Origin of the sequence: Streptomyces sp. NPDC003300 (assembly GCF_040610915.1) — a bacterium.
In the GTDB taxonomy this organism is placed as follows: Bacteria; Actinomycetota; Actinomycetes; order Streptomycetales; family Streptomycetaceae; genus Actinacidiphila.
This window is the reverse complement of the sequence record NZ_JBEXNE010000003.1, coordinates 192692-215264: the sequence shown is the minus strand read 5'-3', so window position 1 is coordinate 215264 and position 22573 is coordinate 192692. Positions and strand designations below refer to the sequence as shown.

The following is a 22573-nucleotide window of genomic DNA, read 5'->3' as shown; positions in this document are numbered from 1 at the left end:
ACGCCGTCGGAGCGGCGAGGAGGATTCGGCCATGCCCAACACCCCCTACCTGCACGTCGACCTGGATCGGCTCGACCGGAACATCCGGCGAGTCGCACAGTGGGCCGCGACGAACGACCTCGCGCTCCGCCCGCACGCCAAGTCCCACAAGTCGCCCCGGATCGCCCGGCGCCAGATCGCGGCCGGCGCCGTCGGACTGACGGTGGCGACGATCGGTGAGGCGGAAGTCTTCGCGGACAGCGGCGTGACCGACTTCTTCATCGCCTACCCCCTGCACATCGACGGCCAGGCGGCCGGCCGGCTCGGCGCTCTGGCGGACAGGGCCCGCATCGCGATCGGCGTGGACTCGGCCGAGGGCGCCGCCCGGGCGGGTCACCTGGTCGGCCGCCTCGGCGTGGAGGTGGTCATCGAAGTGGACTGCGGTCACCACCGCAGTGGTTGTCGCCCCTCGGACGCGGGCCTGGTCGCGACCGCCGCCGAGCTCTCGGGTGCGAAGGTCGCGGGAGTCTTCACGTTTCCGGGACACAGCTACGCCATGGACGCCGGGGCGACGGCCGCCGCTGACGAGGCACGAGCGCTCTCGGTCGCGCGCGCGGCCGCGGAGGACGCCGGAATCGAGGTCGCGGTGGTCAGCGGCGGATCGACGCCGAGCCTGGCCGACACCCGGCCAGAGGCGGTCACCGAGGTGCGACCCGGGGTCTACGTCTTCGGGGACGCGCAGCAGTGGGAGCTGGGGACGACGCAACCCGATGACGTCGCGCTGACCTGTCGTGCGACGGTCGTCAGCCACGCCGGAGGCCGTGCGGTCCTGGACTCCGGCAGCAAGGTGCTCGCCGCCGACAAGGCTGCCTTCAACACCGGAGGAGGACGTCTGCTCGACCACCCGGACGCCCGGATCGTCCTCGTCTCCGAGCACCACGCCGTCGTGGACCTGGGCGGCGCCCCGTTGCCTCCGCTGGGCAGCCAGGTCGCGGTGGTGCCCAACCACTGCTGCGCGGCCGTCAACCTGGCCGAGCGGCTATGGATCGACGAGGGAGGCGGCCTGCGCCCCTGGGCCGTCGCCGCGCGAGGGCGCAACAGCTAGCAGACTTCCCGCGCCGCGGGTCCTTGTGTGGTGAACCCGCACCAATCCCCGCCCGAGGTTCGGTCTCATTCACGAAACGAGGCCGCCGGGGGAGTGACAGTTTGATCGCTCGAGGCACCTTGACGGCCTCGTCGTCGATCGCCAATCCGCGAAGGAGAACGCGCTGTGTCCATCGAGGACTTCGCCCGCCACCCGCTCACCTTCGGCCCCAGTCCGGTGCACCCGCTCCCACGTCTGAGCGCCCACCTCGGCGGTGCCTCGATCTGGATGAAGCGGGAGGACTGCAACTCCGGGCTGGCCTACGGCGGTAACAAGACCCGCAAACTGGAGTACCTCATTCCCGACGTGCTGGCCCAAGGAGCCGACACGCTGGTGTCGATCGGGGGCCACCAGTCCAACCACACCCGGCAGGTCGCCGCGGTCGCCGCCCACCTCGGGCTGGAGTGCGTCCTGGTCCAGGAGAACTGGGTGCCTTCCTGGACCGATCCGCTGAGCACCGAAGTCGGCAACATCCTGCTCAGCCGGGTGATGGGAGCAGAGGTACGACTCGACCCCGCCGGTTTCGACATCGGCTTCCGTGACTCGTGGCGGCAGGCCCTCGACGACGTGGAGAAGCGCGGCGGCAAGCCCTACGGCATCCCCGCCGGCGCGTCCGACCACCGCCTCGGCGGTCTCGGCTTCGCCAACTGGGCGTACGAGGTGGCCCGGCAGGAGCAGGAGCTCGACACCTTCTTCGACACCGTCGTGGTCTGCACCGTCACCGGTTCGACGCACGCGGGCATGATCGCGGGCTTCGCGGCACTCGAAGACGCGGGCGGCCGACCCCGCCGGGTCATCGGCATCGACGCCTCGGCCACCCTCGACAAGACGGTCGACCAGGTCGGTCGGATCGCCCGGAACACCGCGGATCTCATCGGGCTGAGGCGTGACCTGCGGGACGACGAGATCACCGTGCTCCCGGGCTGGGCCGGAGACGAGTACGGGGTCCCGGTGCGGTCGACCCTCGACGCGATCCGCCTCACCGGCAAGACGGAGGGGATCATCATCGACCCCGTCTACGAAGGCAAGTCGATGGCGGGCCTCATCGACCTGATCCGCGACGGCGACATCCCGAAGGACTCGAACGTGCTGTACGCGCATCTCGGCGGCCAGCAGGCACTGAACGCGTACGCCAAGGCGTTCTGATGCCCGCGCTGAGGGGGAGCACGAGAGAGGTCCGAGCCCTGTGGAACTGCCGGATCCCGATGCGCGACGGCGTCGAGCTGGCCGCCGACATCATGGTCCCGGCCGGTGACGGCCCGTTCCCGGCCGTGGTGACACGAACCCCGTACAACCGCAAGCCGGGAATCTGGATGCGGCGGCTCGTCGCCGCCGGTTACGCCTACGTCATGATCGACATGCGCGGACGCGGCGACTCCGGCGGTGACTTCCAGCCCTTCGTCCAGGACAGCGACGACGGCTACGACAGCGTCGAGTGGGTCGCCGAGCAGACCTGGTGCACGGGCCGGGTCGGCATGGTCGGGCTCAGCTACGAAGGTCTCACCCAGTGGTGGACCGCTCGGGCCCGGCCGCCGCACCTGCGGTGCATCGCGCCGATGGCCATTGGAGTCGCCGGCCTCGGCCCGCGGCCGAGCTTCAACACCGGTGTCCCGCACCTCTACTGGAGCTGGTGGTTCCACCAGGTGACCGGACGTACCCAACAGCACTACGGCGCTCCCTCATGGGGGCACAACATCAGGCACCTGCCGCTGCGCACCCTCCACGAGCAGGTCGGCACCGGTGGACGGTGGTGGCCGAAGTACGTGGACGGGGAGATCGACTACCTCGGCGAGGCGTTCGTGCTCAGCGACGACGACTGGGCGAACCTCGACCTGCCCGTGCTCGTCACGGTCGGCTGGTGGGACGACCAGACCACGATGGCGACGTGGGCCCGGCTGGCGCGGTCGCCCGCGGGCGCCAGGGCCCAGCTCCTGATCGGAGCCTGGGACCACGGAGGGAACCGTTCGCCGAGCCCGGTGCTGGGAGGACTGGATGTCTCCTCGTCGGTCATGGACACCGTCGGACACGTCGAGCGCTTCCTCGCACGGCACCTCAGGGACGACGACGAACCCGCTGATGCCCACCCGTGCCGGGTCTTCCGGACCGGGACGATGCGGTGGGAAGACCTGGACGAGTGGCCGTCCGCCGCGGTCGAGCCGACGAGTTGGTACCTGGCCAGTGGCGGCGACGCCCGCACACTGAGCGGAAACGGCCGGCTCACGCGGACTCCGGAGAAAGCCGCCCGCGACACGTACGTCTTCGACCCGGAGAACCCGGCCAGGGACTTCACCAACCTCGACCTGTTCGCCTGGAGCGACCCGCCCCACGACCATCGCTACCTGCTGCGCCGCCCCGACGTCCTCGTCTACCCGGGTCCGGCCCTGGACGAGCCCGTCCACGTGAGCGGCCAGGCCGAGCTGGACGTCTTCGTCTCGCTGGACGCGCCCGACGCGGACCTGAGCGTCCTGCTGCTCGACGTCCATCCCGACGGCCGGATGATGCTCGTCGGCAGCGAACTCGGGTCGTGCGGGCTACAGCGGATCTCGATGCGGTCCGGGCCCGGCTCACCGCCCGTCAGCCCCGGGGAGATCGTCGGCCTGCGCATCCCGCTGGTCTGGCTCCACCACACCTTCCTGCCGGGGCACCGCATCGCGCTCGCGGTGACCGCGGGCGCGTTCCCCGCCTTCTCACGCAACCTCGGCACCGGTGAGCCCTGGGCCGACGCCGTGGAATCACGCGTGGTGAGCGTGACCGTTCACCACGGCCCGGAGCACCCCTCGCGGCTCGTCCTGCCCGTCGAGAACAGCGGGGGAGCGGTATGAGGTTCACCGATGTCTCCCGTGTGCGCTCCCGCTTCGACGTACGGGTCGAGGCGAGGGACGGGGTCGACCTGTCCGTCGACGTCTACATGCCGCCTGCCCCCGGTGATCACCCGGTCCTCGTCACCCGCACGCCCTACGACAACAACCGCGCGGACCAGAAGCCTCCTGCGAGCACGGCGCCGCAGGTCCCCTCGGACCGCTTCAAGCTCCTTGCCGCGCGCGGATACATCGTGGTCGCGGGTGACGTGCGCGGCCGGGGTGACTCGGACGGGGATTTCGAGCCGTTCCTCCACGAGGCCGCAGACGGCGCCGACATCGTCACGTGGGCCCGTGACCTTCCCGGGTCCAACGGCCGCCTCGGCTGCTTCGGCGCGGGCTACGCCGGGTTCGCGGCGCTCGCCGCCGCGTCGGCGGCTCCGGTGGACGCGCTCGCCGTGTGGTCCCCGTTCGCCGCGGGCGAGGGCCTGCCGTCGCGGGGCGGTGCCGTGCGACTGGACTGGTTGTTCTGGATGCACCTCGTCGGTGGCCGGGTGCGCGGGCCTGTCGACGCGCCGCCCTGGAAGTCGGTCTTCAGCAGCAGGCCGCTGGCCGGTATGCACGAAGCGCTGGGCAGACCGGACGCGCCGTGGCCCGACTGGCTCGCCCACCTCGACCCCCAGGACCCGTACTGGAGCAGCCTGGCTGTGGGCGGCGGGACGAATGCGAGCGCGCCGACCCTCCTGGTCTCCGGCCGGTGGGACAGCGGGCTGGGCGCCACGATGGCGCACTGGGAGACCGTCTCCTCCGCCGGAGGGGAGCACTCGCTGGTCATCGGCCCGTGGGACTCAGCCGGAACCCGGAGACCGGTGAGCGTTGTCGGCGGGGTCGAATGGGGGCCCCGTTCCGTCGTCGACCCCGACGAATTGCTCCTCGAGTGGTTCGACCACCACCTGCGGGACGACCCGTCGTCCTGGGCTCCCGCCCCCGTGCGCGTCTTCGTCACGGGCCGCAACGCCTGGGAAGACCTCGACCATTGGCCGGTGGCCGACGAGGTCGAGACCTTGTGGCTGACCTCCGAAGGGCGGGCGAACACCCGGATCGGGGACGGACGACTGACGCGCGACGCGACACCCCGCGAGGCGGCCGATCACTTCGTCCACGATCCCGGGAATCCCGTTCCGTGGCAGCCGGATCACGGGTCCTTCTCACGGACCGGCCCAGCGGGATTCACCCTTGAGACATCGTTCGCGACCAGCCGCGACGACACGCTCACGTACACGGCGGCGACCGTCAACGTTCCCACACTGGTCCGCGGCACGCCGGTGGTCCATCTGTTCGCCGGGACCGATCGCGATGACGCGGACTGGATGGTGTCCCTCGAGGACGTGTTCCCGGGCGAGACGAGAACGGTTCACCTGGCACACGGGGTCGTGCGCGCGGGATCGGTGCCCGCGTTCCGGACAGGTGTGCCGGTCGGCTACAGGATCGCGATGACGGACGTGGCGCACGAGCTCCAGCCGGGGCACGCCCTGCGCCTCGTGGTGACCTCCAGTCTCTTCCCGCTCTACGCAATCAACCTCGGCTCCGCCGACTACCTCGGTGCGACGGAGGCCGAACGCGGTACGCACTCCGTCTTCCACGGGCCCCGCCTGCCCAGCAGGATCGAGCTCCCCCTCCACCGAATGGAGAACCATGACCAGGCTCCGTGACCTCGGCATCGAGATCGGGATTCTTCCCTCAGGACCCCGCAACGCCATCAGCGACGTCTCCGGCGTCACCGTCGGTCACGCCACCGTCATCCGCGACGACCACGTCATCGCCCGTACCGGCGTGACCGTGATCCGTCCACGGCCGGGACACGTCCGAACACATCCGTTGTTCGCGGGCTGCGCCACGCTCAACGGCAACGGTGAGATGACAGGTCTCGAGTGGGTTCGCGAGAGCGGTCTGCTCACGACCGACCTGGCCCTCACGGGCACCCACAGCGTCGGCGTCGTCAGGGACAGCCTGGTCGCGATCGAGACGGCGCACGACACCTTCCGCAACGCCTTCTCCCTGCCGGTGGTGGGCGAGACCGCGGACCTCGCCTTCAACAGCGGGAACGCCCAGTTCGTCACCGGCGAACACGTCCGAGCGGCCTACGAGTCGGCGTCCGCCGACGTCGAGGAGGGGAGTGTCGGAGGGGGAACCGGCATGGTCTGCCACGGGTTCAAGGGCGGGATCGGAACGGCGTCGCGTCGTCTCGACGCGTCCGCGGGCGGCTGGACCGTGGGCGTGCTCGTCCAGGCGAACCACGGGACCCGCCCCGACTTCAGGGTCGACGGCCGGCCCGTGGGCCGTGACGCGCGCCTGGCACACGTCCCGCTGCCGGCCCGGACCCAGCCGGGCGGAGACCCGCCCATGCCGCCCGGCTCGGGTTCGATCATCGTGATCGTGGCGACGGACGCTCCGCTGCTGCCCGGCCAGTGCCGTCGGCTGGCCACCAGGGCGAGCATCGGCATCGGCCGGGTCGGCGGCGGCATCCAGGACTCGAGCGGTGACATCATGCTCGCCTTCTCCACGGCGCCGCAGAACGTGCCCACCGAGGGCTACGCGGGCGGTCACCCGCTGGTGGCGCCCCATTCCGCGGTTCCGCACCAAGCCTTGGACGACCTGTTCCGCGCCGTCGTCGAGGCCACCGAGGAGTCGATCATCAACGCGATGCTCGCCGCTCCCACGATGACCGGTGCGCGCGGCTTCACGGCGTACGGGCTCGAGCCGGACGCACTCCTCGCGGCCTTCTCATCGGCGACCTGAGGCAAGCCGCCCCCGGTTCGGCTGGCAACCACCCGGTGAACGGCCGGGTCAGACCAAGGAAGAAGGGACGGTCTCATGGCCGGTTCTGTCTACATCAGCGTGGACATGGAGGGAGTCGCGGGTGTTTCGCGGCTGCACAACACCGTCCCCGGGCACCGGACCTACGCACGCGGCCAGGAGCTCATGACCGAGGAGGCCAACGCCGCTGTGGCGGGGGCGTTCGACGCGGGAGCCACCCACGTGGTGGTGGCGGACAGCCACGGGCCGATGGACAACATCCTGCCCGCCCTGCTGGACCCGCGTGCACGTCTCGTCAACGGCAGCCCCCGTACCTGCGGCATGGTGCACGGCCTGCACGGCGACTTCGACGCGGCCCTCTTCATCGGCTACCACGCGGCCGCGGGAGCGCCCGGAGTGCTCTCACACACGTTCACCGGATTCTGGTCGGAACTCCGGCTCAACGGTCGGGCCGCGTCCGAGGCAGACGTCAACGCCCTCTACGCCGGCCGGTTCGGAGTCCCGGTGAAGCTCATCACCGGAGACGACCGGACCTGTTCGGCCGGTCTCGCCGGAGTCGAGGCGGTCCACCGCGTCGAGGTCAAGCGCTACCTCTCCTACAACTCGGCCGACGCCCTCTCCCCGGCCACCGCCAGGGCGCACATCCGGGAAGGCGCGGCGCGAGCCGTGGCGGATTCGTCGATCCGGCCGCCGGTCGTCCCTCACGACCTGGTGGTGGAGATCGACCTGAAGCTGTCGACGAGCGCTGATCTCGTCGCCATGATTCCGACGGCCGAGCGCTCGTCGGAGTACACCGTGCGGATCCGGTGCGCCACCGTGGATGAGATCTACGACTTCGTCAGCGTCGCCGGAGCACTGGCCGCGCACGTGGTCGCCACTCAGGCGACCGCTTCGCCGTGACGCGGCGAATCACTCGACGGCGGGGTTCATCAGACGCATCTGGAGCATCAACGCGAATCTCTCGTCCGGGTTCTCCAGGTCGATCTTCCCGACCTCGCTGAGCCGCTTGAGCCGGTAGCGGAACGTGTTGTGGTGCACACCGGCCGAGGCCGCGGCGGCGTGGATGTCGCCGAAGGCGTTCAGCCAGCACTTGAGAGTTGCCAGGAGGCTGCCGTTGCGCCGCTCGTCGTACTCGAGGATCAGGCTCAACGGGCCGGTCACCGGGTCATGGCGTGCCAAGGACAAGTCCTGGAGCTCCAGCACCAGCGCGTCTATGTGCACCTCTGACATCGTGGCCGCGGTGCCCGCCGTCCCTCGCGTACGCAGTACGCGCAGCGCACGGTCGGCCCGCGTCCGCGACTCGTTCAAGCGGATCGGGTCGCTGATCGCAGTGCCGATGCCGATGACGGCCGGCACCCGCGTGCCCGTCCGCTTCAGGAAGTCGGCCGCGAGCCGCTTGGCGCGCTGCTCGTTCTGGTCGGCGTCCCCGGTGAGCGAGACCAGCCCGTACGACACGTCGCCGAGCAGGGCCGTCGCCGACCGCGGCGCGACCGAGGTGAGGTGCATCGCGAACGCGTCCGCCAACTGCTGGCGTTCCCTCGCCTGCCGGGAGGGATCGGTCTGTCCGTCGCCGTGGTCGACGATGTCCATGGCGACGACATTGACGGTCTTCCCGAGCAGCCCGAGGCGGCCGAGCGCGTGCGCGGCTTTGGGCCCGCCTTCGAGGGCGGTGGCCACCAGGTCGGAGCGCAGGCGGTGGTCGACGTCGGCTCCGGCTCGTCGGCGCAGCAGGTGGAGGGCGACGAGCTTCGCGGCGTCGGCCAGGGCCTGCGACCGCTCGGTGGACGGCGGTCCGGTGACCGCCGCCCAGATCGATCCCAGGATCTCGTCACCGGCACGCACCGCGATGGCCAGGCGCGGGATCTCGTTCTCGCTGATCTTGGAGGCCTCGATGTACAGCGGCTCCTCCGTTTGGTAGAGGGCCTTGAACACCCCCCGGTCCTCGTCCTCGCGGAGGTAGACCTCGGGCACCTGGCGGTCGAGGATGGTCCGGATGCGAGCGGCGTCGGCCTCGTCCTGCCGTCCCGAGAACGCCAGCACGCGGTACCGGCGGTCCTCGATGGTGACCGGCGCGTCGATCAGTGCCGCCACGGCGTTGGCGAGGGCGAAGAGGTCGCCCGCGGCGACACCGCCCAGGGTGCTCGTCACCTCGTCCCCGACATCGTCCTGGGCCACGATGGTCCGGAGCATGTCCGCGAGCTGAAGCCAGTCCGCGTTCTCCGCCAGCGCGAGCAGGGCGACGCCCGCGTCGCGGGCGGCGTTGAGCACCTCTGGCTCGCGGTCCACAGGCGCCCGCACGATCAGGGCCGCGGCGCTCTGTGTCCCGAGAACGCGCAGCAGCTCCGCGATGTCGGACGCGCCGTACACCCCGATGCCGAGGACCAGCGCCTTGGGCAGGAGCGTGTGGTTCTGTCCGTGGTCGTGGACGACGACGGCCCCGACCTGCTCGTGGGCACTCACGTCGGCGACGACCACGTCGAGGAACGTACCGCCGAGGTCGTTGAGGATCCTCGACAAGCTCGCACGCTGCGGTTTGGACGTCTCGCTCATATCCGCCGGAGTCTACGGGACGCTCCGCCGCGCGTCTTGGGAAGAACGAACGAACGCGCGGCCTCCGTTCGTTGACCGAAACCGAGGCGTGGTCGGGCCGTTGTGCGCCTTCGTTACATTGAACGATTCCAGGCGGAAAATTGGGCGGATCGTCACCAGGTCCGCGCCGTTCGACGGCCATAGCCTCATCCAAACCCGTGAGCCTGATCACACGGGCGGCACACAACCGGCTGGGGGCTGGACCTCTGGCCCGAGGAGGACGGGTCATGAAGCGTAAACGGTCCATCAGACTCGTGGCGGTCAGCGCCACCGTTGTCTGCTTGGCAGCGCTACTGGCTGCCTGCAACGGCGCCGAGAAGCCGGGAGCGACCGGCGGCAGGGCGGACCTCCTGCGGTGGGGCATCGTCGCGGACAGCCTCGACAGCATCGACCCGCTCACGCTGACCTCGGGCAACAACCTTCTCGCCACGGTCTACGACGCCCTGCTCACCGCCGACCCGAAGGGCCAGCTGGCCCCGGGGCTCGCGGAGTCGTGGGACACCCCGGACCCGCGCACGTACATCTTCCACCTGCGCAAGGGCGTCACGTTCTGGGACGGCACCGGGATGACGTCCGCTGACGTGGTCGCCTCGCTGGACTACGAGCGCCTGGCGCCGTCCCCGTACGAGTCGCTGTTCGTGAACGTGAAGGACGTGACCGCCAGGGACGCGAACACCGTCGTCGTCACGCTCAAGCAGGCTGATTCCAGCGTCCTGTCGCTCCTCGCCAGCGTGGGAGCGAGCATCTTCCAGAAGAAGTTCTACGACGAGCACAAGGCCGACTTCGGCAAGCCGGGCACGCTGACCATGGCGACCGGGCCGTACCGGCTCGACCGGCTGAACCCGACCGAAGGCGCGGACCTCACCGCCAACCCGGACTGGTGGGGAGGCAAGCCGGCGATCCAGAGGGTGTCGGTCAAGCCCTTCAAGACCGTGACGAGCGCCGCGCTCGCCTACCGGTCCGGCCAGCTCGACGCCGCGTACCCGCTCGCGGACCCGCGAGCCTTCGCCGCCAGCTCCAAGGCGAAACTGGTGAAGGTCCCCGGGTGCAAGCAGACGTTCATGTCACTGAACACCCAGGTCGCCCCGTGGGACGACGTGCACGTCCGGCGCGCCTTCGCCTACGCGTTGGACCGCAAGGGCCTCGCCGCCGCCGAAGGCGACGGCGCCGTCACCTATGACAGCCTGTTCCCGGCCCAGGTCCTGGCCAAGGTGGCCGACAAAGCGGACATCGACACCATGATCGGCTCGCTCCCGCCCTACGCGTTCGATGTGTCCAAGGCGAAGGAAGAGATCGCGAAGTCGAGCCACCCGGGCAGCGTCAAGGGAACCTTCGAGGTTCCCGACGACGGAATCCGCCCCAAGATCGCTCAGGCCATCGCCGGAATGGTGGCGAAGGCCGGCATCGAGCTGGACGTCAAGGTCCTCTCCGAGGCCCAGTACACCCAGCGCGTCGGCGAAGGAGCGGCCAAGAAGAAGATCCAGCTCACGATCCAGCGACTTGACTGCTCGGAGGAGCCGAACACCACGGCCAGCTATCTCCTCGACAGCTCGCAGGCGGACATCGCCTACGCGAACTACGCCGCGTACAGCAATCCGGAGGCCGACAAGCTGGTCAACGCGGGGATCTCCACGGCCGACCGGGCGGGACGGTTCCAGGCGTACTCCGCCCTGGACAAGCTCGCCGCGCAGGACGTTCCCTACATCCCGCTCTACCTCGGTGAGAACGTCCTGGCGCTGTCGGACACCTTCACGTGGCCCGAGCTGAACCCGTTCTCCTCGGCCTACGGTCCGGCCGCGTGGGTGGCGCAGGTCAAGCCCGCGTCGTGACGGTGCCACGCGGCCGCGGTGACGCCGGCCGCGTGGGCCGCGAGCCCCAACGAGAAAAAGGCAGCGATGCAAACACGAGCAATTTTCTTCCTAGTGCTGAGTCGGGTCCTGGTGTGCGCCGCGATGCTGGTCCTGATCTCGTTCGTCATCTTCTCTCTGCTGTACATCACGCCCGGCGACGCCGTGAGCAATCTGCTCGGCACCCGGAGGCGGACTCCCGAGACAGAGGAGCTGCTCCGGCAGCAGTACCACCTGAACGACCCGTTCCTCACCCAGTACTGGATCTGGTTGAAGGACGCCGTCCGGTTCGATTTCGGAAACTCGTCGGTCTCGACGCTTCCGGTCACGGACGAGATCAAGGCGCGGCTGCCGAATTCCCTGCTCCTCGCGGGCGTGGCCTATCTGCTGACCATGCTCATCGGAATCCCCCTGGGGCTGGCCGCGGCGGTGAAGAAGTCGACGTTCGTCGACCGCGGGATCGTGGCGTCGGTGATCGTCGGATTCAGCACACCGGTCTTCGTGGGCGCCGTGGCCCTGCTCTACGTGTTCGGGGTCCTTTTCGGATGGTTCCCGGTCTTCGGGGCCGGCAGCGGCTTCGTCGACAAACTGTGGCACCTGACCCTCCCGGCGCTCGCGCTCGCGATCTCCGGCGTCGCGCTCATCGTCAAACACACGCGGGCCGTGATGATCAAGGTGCTCGACCAGGACTACGTGACCTTCGCCCGGGCACGCGGGATGTCGTCCCGCCGGGTGTTCCTGTTCTACGCGCTGCGCAACGGCATGATCCCCGTGATCACCGTCAGCGTGCCCCTGCTCGCGTCCTTGGCCACCGGAGCGGTCCTCGTCGAGGTCACCTTCTCGATCCCGGGGATCGGCGACCTGCTCGTGCGGTCCGCGTCGAGCCAGGACCTCCCCACACTCCAGGCCATCGCGCTGCTGGTGGCCGCGCTGATCATGTTCGCGAACCTGGCGGCAGACATGCTCTACCTGGCCGCGGATCCACGCATCAGGCACGGAAGGCCGACGGCATGAGTGCCGCAGTCCCGCAGCTCGAAGATCCCGCCAGGCCCACGCGTCGCTCGGCGCGCCCGTCCTGGACCGTACTGGCCTGCCTGGTGATCGTGGTCGGGGTCGTCGTCATGACCGTCCTGGGATCGGTCCTGGCCCCCCAGGACCCCGGCGCCCAGAACGTCTCGGACGTCCTCGCCTCGCCCAGCGCCGGGCACTGGCTCGGCACGGACGAACTCGGCCGGGACGTCTTCTCCAGACTGATCGCCGGAACACGCACCGCGTTCATCGGCCCGCTGGTCATCACCGTCGGCTCCATGCTGATCGGCAACCTGCTGGGTCTGTGGAGCGGCTACAAGAGAGGTGCCGTCGACGCGGTCGTCATGCGCTGGGTCGACTTCATGTGGGCGCTCCCCGGACTTCTCGTCATCGTGGTTGTCGCCGGTGCGTTCGGCGGCGGCTATTGGATGGCGGTGGCGCTCCTTCTCGTGCTGACGATCCCCTTCGACACACGCGTCATCCGAGGCGCGACACTGGAGCAGGCACTCCTGCCCTACGTGGAAGCCGCGCGTGCGCTGGGCCTGTCGAACCGACGCATCATGCTCTTCCACATCTGGCCCAACGTCTCCGCGACCGCCGTCGCCAACGCGTTCCTGACCTTCGCCGGCGCCATCGTGACGCTCTCAGGACTGTCGTTCCTCGGATTCGGGGTCGACGCCGGTTCGCCGGACTGGGGTCTCATGCTCAAGGACGGAACCAGCCTGCTCTTCGAGAACCCCGCGGCGGCGCTCGGGCCCGGCGTCATGATCGTGGCGACGGCGATCTCGATGAACATCATCGGCGACTGGATGTACGAGGCGCTCTCGAGTCGTGGAGGAAGCAAGTGATGGCCCCCGAACAGTCGGACCGCATGACGCGAGGGATGACCTCGGACACGGTCCTGAAAGTGCGCGCCCTCGGCGTTGACGCGGTCGGTCCCGACGGCACCCACCCGATCGTGACGTCGTTCGGACTCGACCTGTCCGCGGGAGAGACGATCGGGATCGTGGGCGAGTCCGGAAGCGGCAAGACCATGACCGCCCGCGCCATCATGGGTCTCCTGCCCGGATCGCTCGTCGCGCGCGGCGAGGTCGAGTACGACGGCCGCAATCTGCTGGAGCTGTCAGAACGCGAGTGGAGTCACGTCAGAGGACGGGAAATCGGGCTCGTACTCCAGGACCCGTTCACGATGCTCAACCCCGTGTTCCGCTGCGGGCGCATCATCGAGGAGTCGCTGATCTGGGAGGGCCGTCGGCGCCCGCCGCGATCCGAACGCAGGGCGGAGGTCAACCGCCGGCTCGCCGAGGTCGGACTCACCGACCCCTCGGTAGCGGATCGGTACCCGTTCCAGCTCTCCGGAGGCATGCGTCAGCGCGTCGCTGTGGCCGCGTCGCTCGCCCGCGACCCGAAGATCCTGATCGCGGACGAACCGACGACGGCTCTGGACGTCACGACCCAGAAGGAGATGCTCACCCTCCTGCGCGGTGTCCAGAAGTCGCGCGGAATGAGCGTCGTACTGATCACGCACGATCTGCGGGTGGCCTTCGCGATGTGCGACCGCGTCTACGTGATGTACGGCGGATCGCTCATCGAGGTCGCGCCCGGCTCCGACCTGGAGGCCAAGCCGCTGCACCCCTATACGCAGGGCCTGTTGCTGGCCGAACCGTCGGTCGACCGTCGGGTCGCCGAACTCCCCTCCATCCCGGGGTCGGTCCCCAAGGCCCGGGAGACCACGGGCTGCTGTGCCTTCGCCACCCGGTGCGAGTGGGTCACGGACCAGTGCCGCCAGGGACCGCCGCCACTGATCGAGGTCGCCGACCTGCGGTATTCGGCCTGTGTCCGCCTGCCGGAGATCAGTTCCGACATGGCGGCGAAGCGGGCCAGGATCGACGTCGTGGAGGCTCCGGTGCGAGACGTACGGGCGGAGCGGCCGCTGATCGACATCCGGGACCTGCGCAAGGAGTTCCGCGTCGGACAGCGCACCGTCCACGCGCTCGCCGGGGTGTCGCTACAGGTGAACCAGGGGGAGAGCGTCGCCGTCGTGGGGGAGTCCGGTTCCGGCAAGACCACCCTCGCTCGCACGCTGCTGGGACTCGAGCGGTGCACCAGCGGCGACATCATGATCGACGGCATTCCCGCGCACGACTGGTCGCGGCTGAGCGCGGCGGATCTCCGTCGCCTTCGCGGAACCGTGCAGATGGTCTTCCAGGACCCCTACGCGAGCCTCAACCCGATGCGGAGCATCGGCTCGGCACTGTCCGAGGCGATCAGGTCGCACGAGAGCGCCACCAAGCACGCTTCGGGCGCGGTGGCCGACCTGTTGAAGACGGTCGGTCTTCCGGCCTCGTACGCGCAACGCAGGCCGTCGGCCCTCTCCGGCGGAGAGCGTCAGCGCGTCGCGATCGCCAGGGCCCTAGCCGTCAACCCACGGCTTCTGGTCTGCGACGAACCCGTCTCCGCCCTGGACGTCTCGGTGCGAGCCCAGATCATCAACCTCTTCGCGACGCTCCAGCGCGAACGCGGAGTCGGTTTCGTCTTCATCACGCACGACCTCTCGATGCTGCGGCAGATCACCGAGCGCGTCTGCATCATGTACCGCGGACGGCTCGTCGAATCCGGTCCGGTGGACCAGATCCTGGACCATCCGACCGATCCGTACACGATCAAACTGCTGCGGTCGATCCCCCGGTCGGACGCCGACTGGATCGACGCACCCGTCTCGACCGAGGTCTGACCGGCCGATACGCGCGCGATCCGCGGCGAAATCCGCCGGTTCGCCGCGGCGCGCCGCGCCCGGCCCGTCTGTCCGGGCCGACATGATCATCCGGCTTTCTGGTCCGAATGAACGAACAACGCGTCCGGAAGCCTTGGCAAAGTCCCTCCTTGAGTAACTGACGCACACGAGTGGAAGGGCTGCCGATAGTGGTGAATGGCGAGCATTGCGTGGTCGTTGGCGCCGGCGCCGCCGGCTTGTGGACGGCTTGGGCGCTGACCGAGGTCGGAATGCGCGTGACGGTGTTCGACGCCGGTGCCGCGGCGGCCGGCGCGTCCTGGGGCAACGCGGGCTGGATATGCCCCGCCCAGGCCGGGCCGGTGCCCGAGCCCGGCATCATCATGCACGGCCTCAAGGACCTGACCCGGCGTGATTCCGCGCTCCACTTCTCGCCCGCGGCCCTCTTGCGCCTCGGACCCTGGATCGCGACGTTCGCGCGCTACTGCAACGACCGGTCGTACTCCGACGGGCTGGCGGCGTTGTCCACGCTCGGGTACCCGTCCTTCAAGCTCATCGAACGGCTCGGCCTCGACGAGCACTTCGACAAGACCGGTCTCCTGACCGTCTCCAAGAACCCCGCGGACATCGAGCACTTCATCGAGAAGATCGCGCCGCTGGCCAAGTTCGGGCAGGGAGCCACGACAGAGGTCCTGACGGGCGGCGCGGTCCAGGACCTGGACCCCACGGTGCCACGAGGCCAGGCGGCAGCGTTGATCGGCAACCACTGGCAGATCGTTCCCCACGCCTACATGGCGGCGCTGGTAGAGAAGGTGGTCGCCGCAGGTGTCGAGATCCGCGAGCACGAGCCCGTCGAGCACCTCCACGCGCAGGGCGGACGGGTGCGAGCGGTGCGCACGAACCGCGGTACGTACGAGGCCGACCACGTGGTTCTCGCGGCGGGAGTGGACACCACCGCGCTGGCACGCTCGATCGGCCATCCCCTTCCGGTGATCGGCGGCAAGGGCTACAGCTTCGACGTCCGGCCGGGGCGGATGCCGAGGCAGGCGATCCAGACCCTCGACACGCACCTGGCGATCTCGCCGATGGGCGGCACGCTTCGCGTCGCCGGGGCGATGGACTTCACCAACTCACCGACCCGCATCCCCCCACGGCGCGTCAGGGCGATGCGGCGCTCGGCTCAGGCCCTCCTCGGGCCGTGGACCGACGAGTCGGCCGCCTGGTCGGGCCTGCGCCCCGTGGCTCCTGACGGCCTCCCCATGATCGGCAGGCTCGCGCCGGACTCGAACGTGTTCGCCGCCACCGGGTACCAGATGCTCGGCATGACGATCTCACCGGCCGCCGGAGTGCACCTCGCAGAGGCGATCGCCTCGGGGGACGACGGTCGTACCGGGCCGTTCTCGGCGCAGCGGTTCGCCCGCGGGAAGACGCGCAAGACGATGAGGGCCCAGGAGGGGAGTCGGGATGCGTAGTGATCTGGTGGTGCGCGGCGGCCTTGTCGCCGACGGCACCGGCGCACCGCTCAGACGCGCGGACGTACTGGTCCGGGGTGACCGGATCGTTCTCGTCGGCGAGGTCCCCGACACCGACGTGCCCGAGGTGGACGCCGCCGGCGCGTTGGTCGCGCCCGGCTTCATCAACGTGCTCAGCCAGGCCTACGAGTCGCTCCAGCGTGACCCCCGAGGTCTCTCCGACCTCTACCAGGGCGTCACGACCGAGGTGTTCGGCGAAGGCTACTCGCTCGGCCCCGTGGAGGGCCGGATGCGCGCCATCGCCAAGGACTACGCCGAGCGGACCCACGTCCGGCATGAATGGCCGCGGATCAACGACTTCCTGAACCACATGGCCGACGCGGGCGTCGGACCGAATGTCGCGAGCTTCGTCGGGGCGGACAACCTCCGCATGGCCTTCGCCGGTCAGCAAGACCGTCCGCTGACGCCTGACGAGCTGGCCGCCGCCCGCCGGCTCCTCGACGAAGAACTGGCGGACGGCGCGCTGGGTCTGGGCTCCGCTCTCATCTACGCCCCGGGCATGTACGCCTCGACCGACGAGCTGACCGCCTTCGCGGAAGTGCTCGCCGAGCACGACGCGCTCTACATCTCGCACATCCGCAACGAGTCCGACTCCCTGCTCGAAAGCCTGGACGAGCTCATCGGGATCGCCGAGAGGTCGGGAGCCCGGGCCGAGGTCTACCACCTGAAGGCGGCAGGCCGGGACAACTGGCCCCTGATGGCCTCCGCGATCCAGCGCATCGAGGAAGCCAGGGCCGGCGGCCTCGCCGTCACGGCCAACGTCTATCCGTACGAGGCGGGCGCTACCGGCCTGGACGCGTGCGTCCCCCCACGATTCCACGACGGCGGCCCGGACGCTTTGCGCGGCAAGCTCGCGCATGAGGACTTCCGGGAAACGGTCAAGGAGGCCATCCGGGCCCCGGGCGCCGACTGGGACAACTGCTACAAGAGCGCGGGCGGCGCTGACGGAATCCTGCTCCTGGGCGGCAACACCTCCGAGTGGAACGGCATGACACTCGCGCAGGTAGCGACGCGGCGCGGTGACGCGGATCCGCTCGACACGCTTCTGGACATCGTCGTGGCGGACTCGCAGATGATCATCGCGCTGTTCGAGATGACGGAGGAGAACGTCCGTCTCGCGCTGCGGAGCCCATGGGTCTCGGTCTGTTCCGACGCCGAAGCGTGGACGGCCTCTCCGCCGTACACCGACGCCCCGACGCATCCGCGGGCCTACGGGTCCTTCGCCCGCGTCCTCGGTCCGTACGTCAGGGACGGCGTCCTGCGGATCGAGGACGCCGTCCGACGGATGACGAGCCTGCCCGCGCGGACGCTGCGTCTCACCGACCGCGGCGTCATCCGCGAGGGCGCCTTCGCGGATCTCGCGATCTTCGAGCCCGACAGGGTCCGGGACCTCGCCACCTACTCCCACCCACACCAGTACGCCGACGGGATGCGGCACGTGATCATCAACGGAGTCGTCGCGTTCCGCGGGGGAAAGCCGACCGACGAGCTCGGCGGGCGCGCGCTACGACGCGGGACCCGGCCGACGACGAGCGGCTTCCGAGCCCGGTGAACCCGTCGACGAACGACGAAGGAGAGCGATGACAACGCCGTTCAGCGGCATACTCGCGGCAGTGGTGACCCCCTTTCGCGCTGACGGTTCGACCGTCGACGCCGGGGGAGTCCGTCGCCAGGTCGAGCACATCGTCGGTGCGGGCGTGCACGGCGTGGTGCCCTTGGGCAGCACCGGCGAATTCACGACGCTCAGCAACGCGGAGCGGAAGGAGGTCGCGGACCTCTACCTGAAGGCTGTGGACGGTCGGGTGCCCGTCGTCGTGGGCACCGGAGCGTTGACCACCGGCGAGACGATCGACCTCACCCGGCACGCGGCTGACGCCGGTGCGACGGCGGTCATGATCGTGCCCCCCTACTACGGCGCTCTCGGCTGGGAGGAGGTCGTGGCGCACTACGGGGCCGTCTCCGACGCGGTGGACATCGACATCATGTTCTACAACCTGCCGGACGCCACGGGACTGGACATCTCGGCCGGGCGGTTGGCCGAGCTCGCCCGGAGCACCCGCGTGACGTCGTTCAAGGACACCGGGGGTGACGCGGTGAAGTTCGCCACGGTCCTTCACCACTACGCGGACGTCATCCAGCCGCTCAACGGCTACGACACCCTCACGTTCTCCGGCATCGCCGCCGGCGCGCGGGCGGGAGTCTGGGGAGCGGCGAGCGTCATCCCTCAACTGTGCGCGGACTTCTACGAGACCCTCGCGGTCCGCGGCGACATCGCCGAGGCACGGGAGCAGTGGACGAAGATCTTTCCGATCTGCGAATTCCTCGAGGCGCACCCGTACGCAAGCGCGATCAAGACCGGCCTCGACCTGGTCGGCGTCCCCAGCGGACCCCCCCGACTCCCGGCCCTCCCCCTCACCCCCGAGCACGCGACCACCTTCGCCCGGCTCCTCCGCGAAGCCGGGATCGACCTGGCCCGCTGAGGGGTTCTTCACATCGACCTCGTACATCACCACCGGCGTGGTCGTCTCGCACCGCAAACGCCTCGGGCCGGTCACAGGTGCCCGGCGGAGCAGCAGCCGACGCCTCGGATGCGACTGCGCCGGGTCCTGAGCCGGGACCGGCCGAATTCGCTTCGCCATGACGCCACTTCATGCGCTCTTGCATCCGACGGGCTGTCAGGACAGGCTTTCCGCGGAGCCCTGTGAACGCCTGTTCAGTGGGAGGTGAGGCCGTCAAGGGAACCGACGTCCTGGGATTCCTCCTGGCCTACAGCGACGCCCAGATCGAACCTGACGAGTGGCTGAACCACCGGATCAAGACCACGCTCGGCAGCTTCCTGGTGATCAAGCAGGTGTGCGTGGCCCGTGACGCGTCGCGGCAGGGCGTCGCGTCACGCCTGTACCACCATGTGCTGGAGCGCTGGACGGCCAACCCGGTGATCGCCGCGGTGGTCAACGAGCCGCTCAATGAGGCGTCGAGCCAATTCCACCGGAAGCTGGGCTTCGAGGAACTGACACGGTTACGACCGCCGGACGGCCGTCTGCGCGTGGTGTGGGTCTCGCGCAAGCCGCGTGAGTCGATGTTGCAGACCCAATACGAGATCGCGGTCGACTTATACAAGCATGAGGACCTCCTCAACTGGAACAAGCTCAATAACTTCCTCTACATCACCGCGGGCCTCGCGGCCACCTTGGCGTTTACCCTCGGTAAAGAGGGCGCTCAGTCAAGGGAAGTGGCCCGCGGCGTCGGAGCGGTCATCACGGTGATCGGGTTCGTTTCCGGGCTGGCGTTCGCCGTCATGCTGCGCTATGGACGCCGCTATTTGCAGACCCGCAAGAGCACGGTCGTGGAGCTGGAAGAGCACATGGCGTGGCACGGCGGGCAGCGGATAGTGGGACGCCGGCTGACAGAGCCGGGATCAGGGTGGCTCCAGGCGTCCCCGACCGGTCTCGTGATGGTGCTGCTTCCCGTCTTCGTCTCACTGGGCTGGCTGGCGATGCTGGTGGTCGTGCTGACGAACTGATGCTCCCTCAAATACCCGCCTCCGACGGTGCCGTGTGGGGTCAGTGCGGCTTTCGGATGCTGTCGATGATGCGGGTCCAGTTGTCGCTGCCGTGGCCGTTGTCGATGGCGCGGCGGTAGTGGGCCTGGACGGCCAGGGGGAGCGCGGGGTCGAGGCCGAGTGACGTGCTGGTTTCGACGATGTGGTCGGATGTCGCGCCCATCATGGTGACCGTGCTGAGGCCGCCGGGGTGTTCTCCGGCGTCCAGCGCGGTGCCGGGGGTCGCTTCGCCGGCCCTGAGGATGGCGCCGATCGAGTCGGCGGAGGAGAGCAACTCCGGCAGTGCTTCCTTCGCCGTCATTCCCGCGGTGCCCAGCATCGCGGTGGCGTGCATCAGTGCGGACAAGGTGGTGAGGAATACCGTGAGCTGGGCTTGGTACATCATCTGGGCGAGACCCGGATCCACGCCCAGATACTTCGGCGCGCCGAGCAGCGCCAGTGTCGGCCGGTGGCTCTCCATCGCCTCGGTGGGGCCGCTGTAGTAGACGTGGGCCGCGTCCGTGCCGACCATCGGTGCCGGGACCATGACACCACCGGTGAGGAAGGTGGCGCCGTGGGCCGACGCCCAGGATGCCGCTTCGCGTGAGCGGTCAGGGGTGTCGGAGCTCAGGTTGACCAGTGTCCGGCCGGCGAGCGACGCGGTGGCGCTGTCGAGGATGTCGTACATCGCCTGGTAGTCGGTGAGGCTGAGGATCACGAGGTCACTTGCCTCGACCGCCTCGCGGGGTGTCGGTACGAGAACCGCTCCGTCGGCGACGACGCCGTCGGCCCGGCCGGCGGTGCGGTTCCAGACGGTGACCGGGTGGCCGGCGGCGAGGAGGGTACGGGTCATCGCCTGGCCCATCGGGCCGAGTCCGATCACGGTGACAGTGCTGTGTTGCCTGGTGGTGCCGTGCTGTTGTTCGTTCACCTCTTCATGCTCGGAGAGGGCCACTAATCTGGGAAGTACCCACTATTTTCTGCGGTACTTACCTTTTAGTAAGGGGATCAGCGATGGCGAGGGCGCCGAGGTGCGGGCCTTACATCTGCGGCATCGACGCCGCGCTCGACGTGGTGAGCGGCAAGTGGAAGGGACTCATCCTCTGGGAACTTGACGCCCATCGTGTGCGCCGCTTCGCCGAGCTCCGTCGCGGCCTGCCCGGAGTGAGCGAGAAGATGCTGACGCAGCACCTGCGCGAGATGGAGGAGGACGGACTGGTGCACCGGAAGGTCTTCGCCGAGGTGCCGCCGCGGGTGGAGTACTCCCTGACCGAGCACGGGCGCACGCTCAATCAGGCGCTCGGGCCGCTCGGCGTCTGGGGGAGCGAACGGATGCGTCGCGAAGGCTCCGAAGTGGTCGAGGTAGCCGAGATCTCCCACGGCTGAGGGCTGTCCGGTACAGATCCTGACCTCGTCTCGGGCACGGTGAGCCGCCGTGCGGCCGTACCGGTGGTTCTTCGGCGCGGTGCGCTTCGGCGGGGCCTATGGGCCCGCGGCGCGTCCTCCCGTGCCCATTCGGGTGCGGCTGTCGGCAAGGGCCGCCCGGACCTCGCCCTCGATCTGCTCGGGGTCCAGGCCGAGGGCTTTGCCCATGTGCGCCGACCACACCTCCGAGCGCAGATTCGTCTCGAACATGCCGCGTGCAGAGAGACGAAGCCCATCGTGCCCGCGAACGAGGTGATGGCGTCGGCCATGCGGTCCTGCGTGCCCCGCATCCTGGCGTACACCACCCGTTCGTGCCGGAGCCGGACCGGCGGAAGATGGGGGAGCGGACGGTTTTCGGCGGGGGAGTCGAAACGGCCGATAGTGCCGGTGATCAGTCGGATGACGGCGCGGTTTCCCTGACCGAAGCGGGTGCGGGGCGGATCTGGGTTCCGGTGGTGCCGAGGAGGATGCCCAGGGCGTTGTCGACCGGGCCGATCGCCGCGACGCCGCCGGTGCGGGTGACGAAGTCGGCGGCGATCGCGGCGCGGGTGATCACGGCCTCGGGCAGACGTACGCCGGACAGTTCGTCGGGGGTCAGCCGCAGCAGCGGCCTGGGGCGGCCGTGTCCTCCCGCGGCGAACAGGTGCGTGGCGCCGGTGAGGAACAGCATGATGTCCGCGTCCAGTTCGACGGCCAGCAGCGCCGCCGTCCGATCCGGGTCCACCGTCACCGGTACGGTCCGCAGGCGCGCGGTGCCGCGTTCCCGTATGACGGGGATGCCGCCGCCGCAGACCACCACGGTGCCGTCGGCCAGCAGTTCCCGGACGACCTGAGCCTCGGGAACGGCCTGCGGGCGTACGCGGGGCCGGTCCGGCACGCTCACCTGTGGGTCGTGGGCGCCGACCTGGGCGTGGGTCACGAGCGCGACCACGGTACGGCCGACGAGCACGGAGTCCAGCGCGCGTACCAGACGCGATCCGGTGACGGCCTGGGTCTCGGCGGGAGCGCCGTGGACGATGACGACCTCGTGACCGGCCCGGAGGAGTTCGGCCAGCGACGCGGCGGCCGGATCGAGACCGTCGTCGCCGACGAAGGTGTCGGTGTCGATGCTGACGATGATGCGCATACGGACGCTCCTCGG

General features: G+C 69.3%; 19 protein-coding genes. 15 read left to right on the top strand and 4 right to left on the bottom strand.

The genetic code is table 11. The annotated features are described in order from the left end of the window. The first annotated feature begins 31 nt into the window (after window positions 1–31). From ABZX65_RS05890 to ABZX65_RS05865, 6 genes are all read left to right on the top strand, one after another. A complete protein-coding gene (locus ABZX65_RS05890) occupies window positions 32–1084 on the top strand; it encodes an alanine racemase (protein ID WP_355335191.1) in 1053 nt (350 codons plus the stop codon). Window positions 1085–1249: 165 nt separating this feature from the next. Beyond that, the gene (locus tag ABZX65_RS05885; RefSeq protein WP_355335188.1) at window positions 1250–2269 is read left to right on the top strand and encodes a 1-aminocyclopropane-1-carboxylate deaminase; all 1020 of its coding nucleotides are present in this window, start codon (window positions 1250–1252) and stop codon (window positions 2267–2269) included. Further along, window positions 2269–3945 carry a CocE/NonD family hydrolase gene (locus tag ABZX65_RS05880; protein ID WP_355335185.1) on the top strand — a complete coding sequence of 559 codons (1677 nt, stop codon included), beginning with the start codon at window positions 2269–2271 and terminating at the stop codon, window positions 3943–3945. Before ABZX65_RS05885 ends, ABZX65_RS05880 begins: the two co-directional genes overlap by 1 nt. Next, window positions 3942–5633 (top strand): CocE/NonD family hydrolase, encoded by a 1692-nt coding sequence (locus tag ABZX65_RS05875; protein WP_355335183.1) that lies wholly within the window; start codon window positions 3942–3944, stop codon window positions 5631–5633. Before ABZX65_RS05880 ends, ABZX65_RS05875 begins: the two co-directional genes overlap by 4 nt. Beyond that, window positions 5617–6720: a P1 family peptidase gene (locus ABZX65_RS05870; protein WP_355335181.1), complete on the top strand. Its 1104-nt coding sequence runs from the start codon at window positions 5617–5619 to the stop codon at window positions 6718–6720. The genes ABZX65_RS05875 and ABZX65_RS05870 overlap by 17 nt, the downstream gene beginning before the upstream one ends. A gap of 75 nt (window positions 6721–6795) precedes the next feature. Continuing rightward, window positions 6796–7638 (top strand): M55 family metallopeptidase, encoded by an 843-nt coding sequence (locus tag ABZX65_RS05865; RefSeq protein WP_355335179.1) that lies wholly within the window; start codon window positions 6796–6798, stop codon window positions 7636–7638. A gap of 9 nt (window positions 7639–7647) precedes the next feature. Here the strand turns inward: ABZX65_RS05865 and ABZX65_RS05860 are convergent, their stop codons facing one another. Further along, a complete protein-coding gene (locus ABZX65_RS05860) occupies window positions 7648–9288 on the bottom strand; it encodes a helix-turn-helix domain-containing protein (protein ID WP_355335176.1) in 1641 nt (546 codons plus the stop codon). A gap of 320 nt (window positions 9289–9608) precedes the next feature. Here ABZX65_RS05860 and ABZX65_RS05855 point away from each other — a divergent pair, with 320 nt between their 5' ends. The 8 genes from ABZX65_RS05855 (at window position 9609) to ABZX65_RS05820 (ending at window position 19989) form a co-directional block, all read left to right on the top strand. Further along, window positions 9609–11156: an ABC transporter substrate-binding protein gene (locus ABZX65_RS05855; protein WP_355335174.1), complete on the top strand. Its 1548-nt coding sequence runs from the start codon at window positions 9609–9611 to the stop codon at window positions 11154–11156. An 18-nt stretch (window positions 11157–11174) separates the two neighbouring features. Next, window positions 11175–12188, top strand: a complete 1014-nt coding sequence (locus tag ABZX65_RS05850; RefSeq protein ID WP_355335172.1) for an ABC transporter permease — start codon at window positions 11175–11177, stop codon at window positions 12186–12188. Further along, complete coding sequence (locus ABZX65_RS05845; RefSeq protein WP_355335169.1) at window positions 12185–13051, top strand: ABC transporter permease; 867 nt, start codon at window positions 12185–12187, stop codon at window positions 13049–13051. Before ABZX65_RS05850 ends, ABZX65_RS05845 begins: the two co-directional genes overlap by 4 nt. Before the next feature lie 35 nt (window positions 13052–13086). Continuing rightward, window positions 13087–14937 carry an ABC transporter ATP-binding protein gene (locus tag ABZX65_RS05840; RefSeq protein ID WP_355335167.1) on the top strand — a complete coding sequence of 617 codons (1851 nt, stop codon included), beginning with the start codon at window positions 13087–13089 and terminating at the stop codon, window positions 14935–14937. A gap of 170 nt (window positions 14938–15107) precedes the next feature. Beyond that, entirely contained in the window at window positions 15108–16406 is a 1299-nt protein-coding gene (locus ABZX65_RS05835; protein WP_355335164.1) for an FAD-dependent oxidoreductase, read from the top strand. Next, entirely contained in the window at window positions 16399–18018 is a 1620-nt protein-coding gene (locus ABZX65_RS05830) for a D-aminoacylase (RefSeq protein ID WP_355335162.1), read from the top strand. Before ABZX65_RS05835 ends, ABZX65_RS05830 begins: the two co-directional genes overlap by 8 nt. Window positions 18019–18046: 28 nt before the next feature. Then, window positions 18047–18946 carry a dihydrodipicolinate synthase family protein gene (locus ABZX65_RS05825; RefSeq protein ID WP_355335160.1) on the top strand — a complete coding sequence of 300 codons (900 nt, stop codon included), beginning with the start codon at window positions 18047–18049 and terminating at the stop codon, window positions 18944–18946. 221 nt (window positions 18947–19167) lie between these two features. Further along, on the top strand, window positions 19168–19989 hold the full coding sequence (locus ABZX65_RS05820; RefSeq protein WP_355335158.1) for a GNAT family N-acetyltransferase: 822 nt from the start codon (window positions 19168–19170) through the stop codon (window positions 19987–19989). A 40-nt stretch (window positions 19990–20029) separates the two neighbouring features. Here ABZX65_RS05820 and ABZX65_RS05815 read toward each other — a convergent pair whose 3' ends face one another. Beyond that, window positions 20030–20938 carry an NAD(P)-binding domain-containing protein gene (locus ABZX65_RS05815; RefSeq protein WP_355335156.1) on the bottom strand — a complete coding sequence of 303 codons (909 nt, stop codon included), beginning with the start codon at window positions 20936–20938 and terminating at the stop codon, window positions 20030–20032. A gap of 83 nt (window positions 20939–21021) precedes the next feature. Here ABZX65_RS05815 and ABZX65_RS05810 point away from each other — a divergent pair, with 83 nt between their 5' ends. Next, entirely contained in the window at window positions 21022–21393 is a 372-nt protein-coding gene (locus ABZX65_RS05810; protein ID WP_355335155.1) for a helix-turn-helix domain-containing protein, read from the top strand. A gap of 96 nt (window positions 21394–21489) precedes the next feature. On the opposite strand, the gene ABZX65_RS05805 is transcribed toward ABZX65_RS05810, so the two are convergent. Next, window positions 21490–21642, bottom strand: coding sequence for a hypothetical protein (locus tag ABZX65_RS05805; RefSeq protein ID WP_355335153.1), 153 nt, complete (start codon window positions 21640–21642; stop codon window positions 21490–21492). 181 nt (window positions 21643–21823) lie between these two features. Beyond that, window positions 21824–22558 carry a hypothetical protein gene (locus ABZX65_RS05800; RefSeq protein ID WP_355335150.1) on the bottom strand — a complete coding sequence of 245 codons (735 nt, stop codon included), beginning with the start codon at window positions 22556–22558 and terminating at the stop codon, window positions 21824–21826. Window positions 22559–22573 lie beyond the last annotated feature (15 nt).

Coding starts and splice junctions, on each gene's coding strand:
- ABZX65_RS05890 (WP_355335191.1), top strand. CDS start 32: ATGCCCAACACCCCCTACCTGCACGTCGACCTGGATCGGCTCGACCGG.
- ABZX65_RS05880 (WP_355335185.1), top strand. CDS start 2,269: ATGCCCGCGCTGAGGGGGAGCACGAGAGAGGTCCGAGCCCTGTGGAAC.
- ABZX65_RS05875 (WP_355335183.1), top strand. CDS start 3,942: ATGAGGTTCACCGATGTCTCCCGTGTGCGCTCCCGCTTCGACGTACGG.
- ABZX65_RS05870 (WP_355335181.1), top strand. CDS start 5,617: ATGACCAGGCTCCGTGACCTCGGCATCGAGATCGGGATTCTTCCCTCA.
- ABZX65_RS05865 (WP_355335179.1), top strand. CDS start 6,796: ATGGCCGGTTCTGTCTACATCAGCGTGGACATGGAGGGAGTCGCGGGT.
- ABZX65_RS05860 (WP_355335176.1), bottom strand. CDS start 9,288: ATGAGCGAGACGTCCAAACCGCAGCGTGCGAGCTTGTCGAGGATCCTC.
- ABZX65_RS05845 (WP_355335169.1), top strand. CDS start 12,185: ATGAGTGCCGCAGTCCCGCAGCTCGAAGATCCCGCCAGGCCCACGCGT.
- ABZX65_RS05840 (WP_355335167.1), top strand. CDS start 13,087: ATGACCTCGGACACGGTCCTGAAAGTGCGCGCCCTCGGCGTTGACGCG.
- ABZX65_RS05830 (WP_355335162.1), top strand. CDS start 16,399: ATGCGTAGTGATCTGGTGGTGCGCGGCGGCCTTGTCGCCGACGGCACC.
- ABZX65_RS05825 (WP_355335160.1), top strand. CDS start 18,047: ATGACAACGCCGTTCAGCGGCATACTCGCGGCAGTGGTGACCCCCTTT.
- ABZX65_RS05810 (WP_355335155.1), top strand. CDS start 21,022: ATGGCGAGGGCGCCGAGGTGCGGGCCTTACATCTGCGGCATCGACGCC.
- ABZX65_RS05805 (WP_355335153.1), bottom strand. CDS start 21,642: ATGTTCGAGACGAATCTGCGCTCGGAGGTGTGGTCGGCGCACATGGGC.
- ABZX65_RS05800 (WP_355335150.1), bottom strand. CDS start 22,558: ATGCGCATCATCGTCAGCATCGACACCGACACCTTCGTCGGCGACGAC.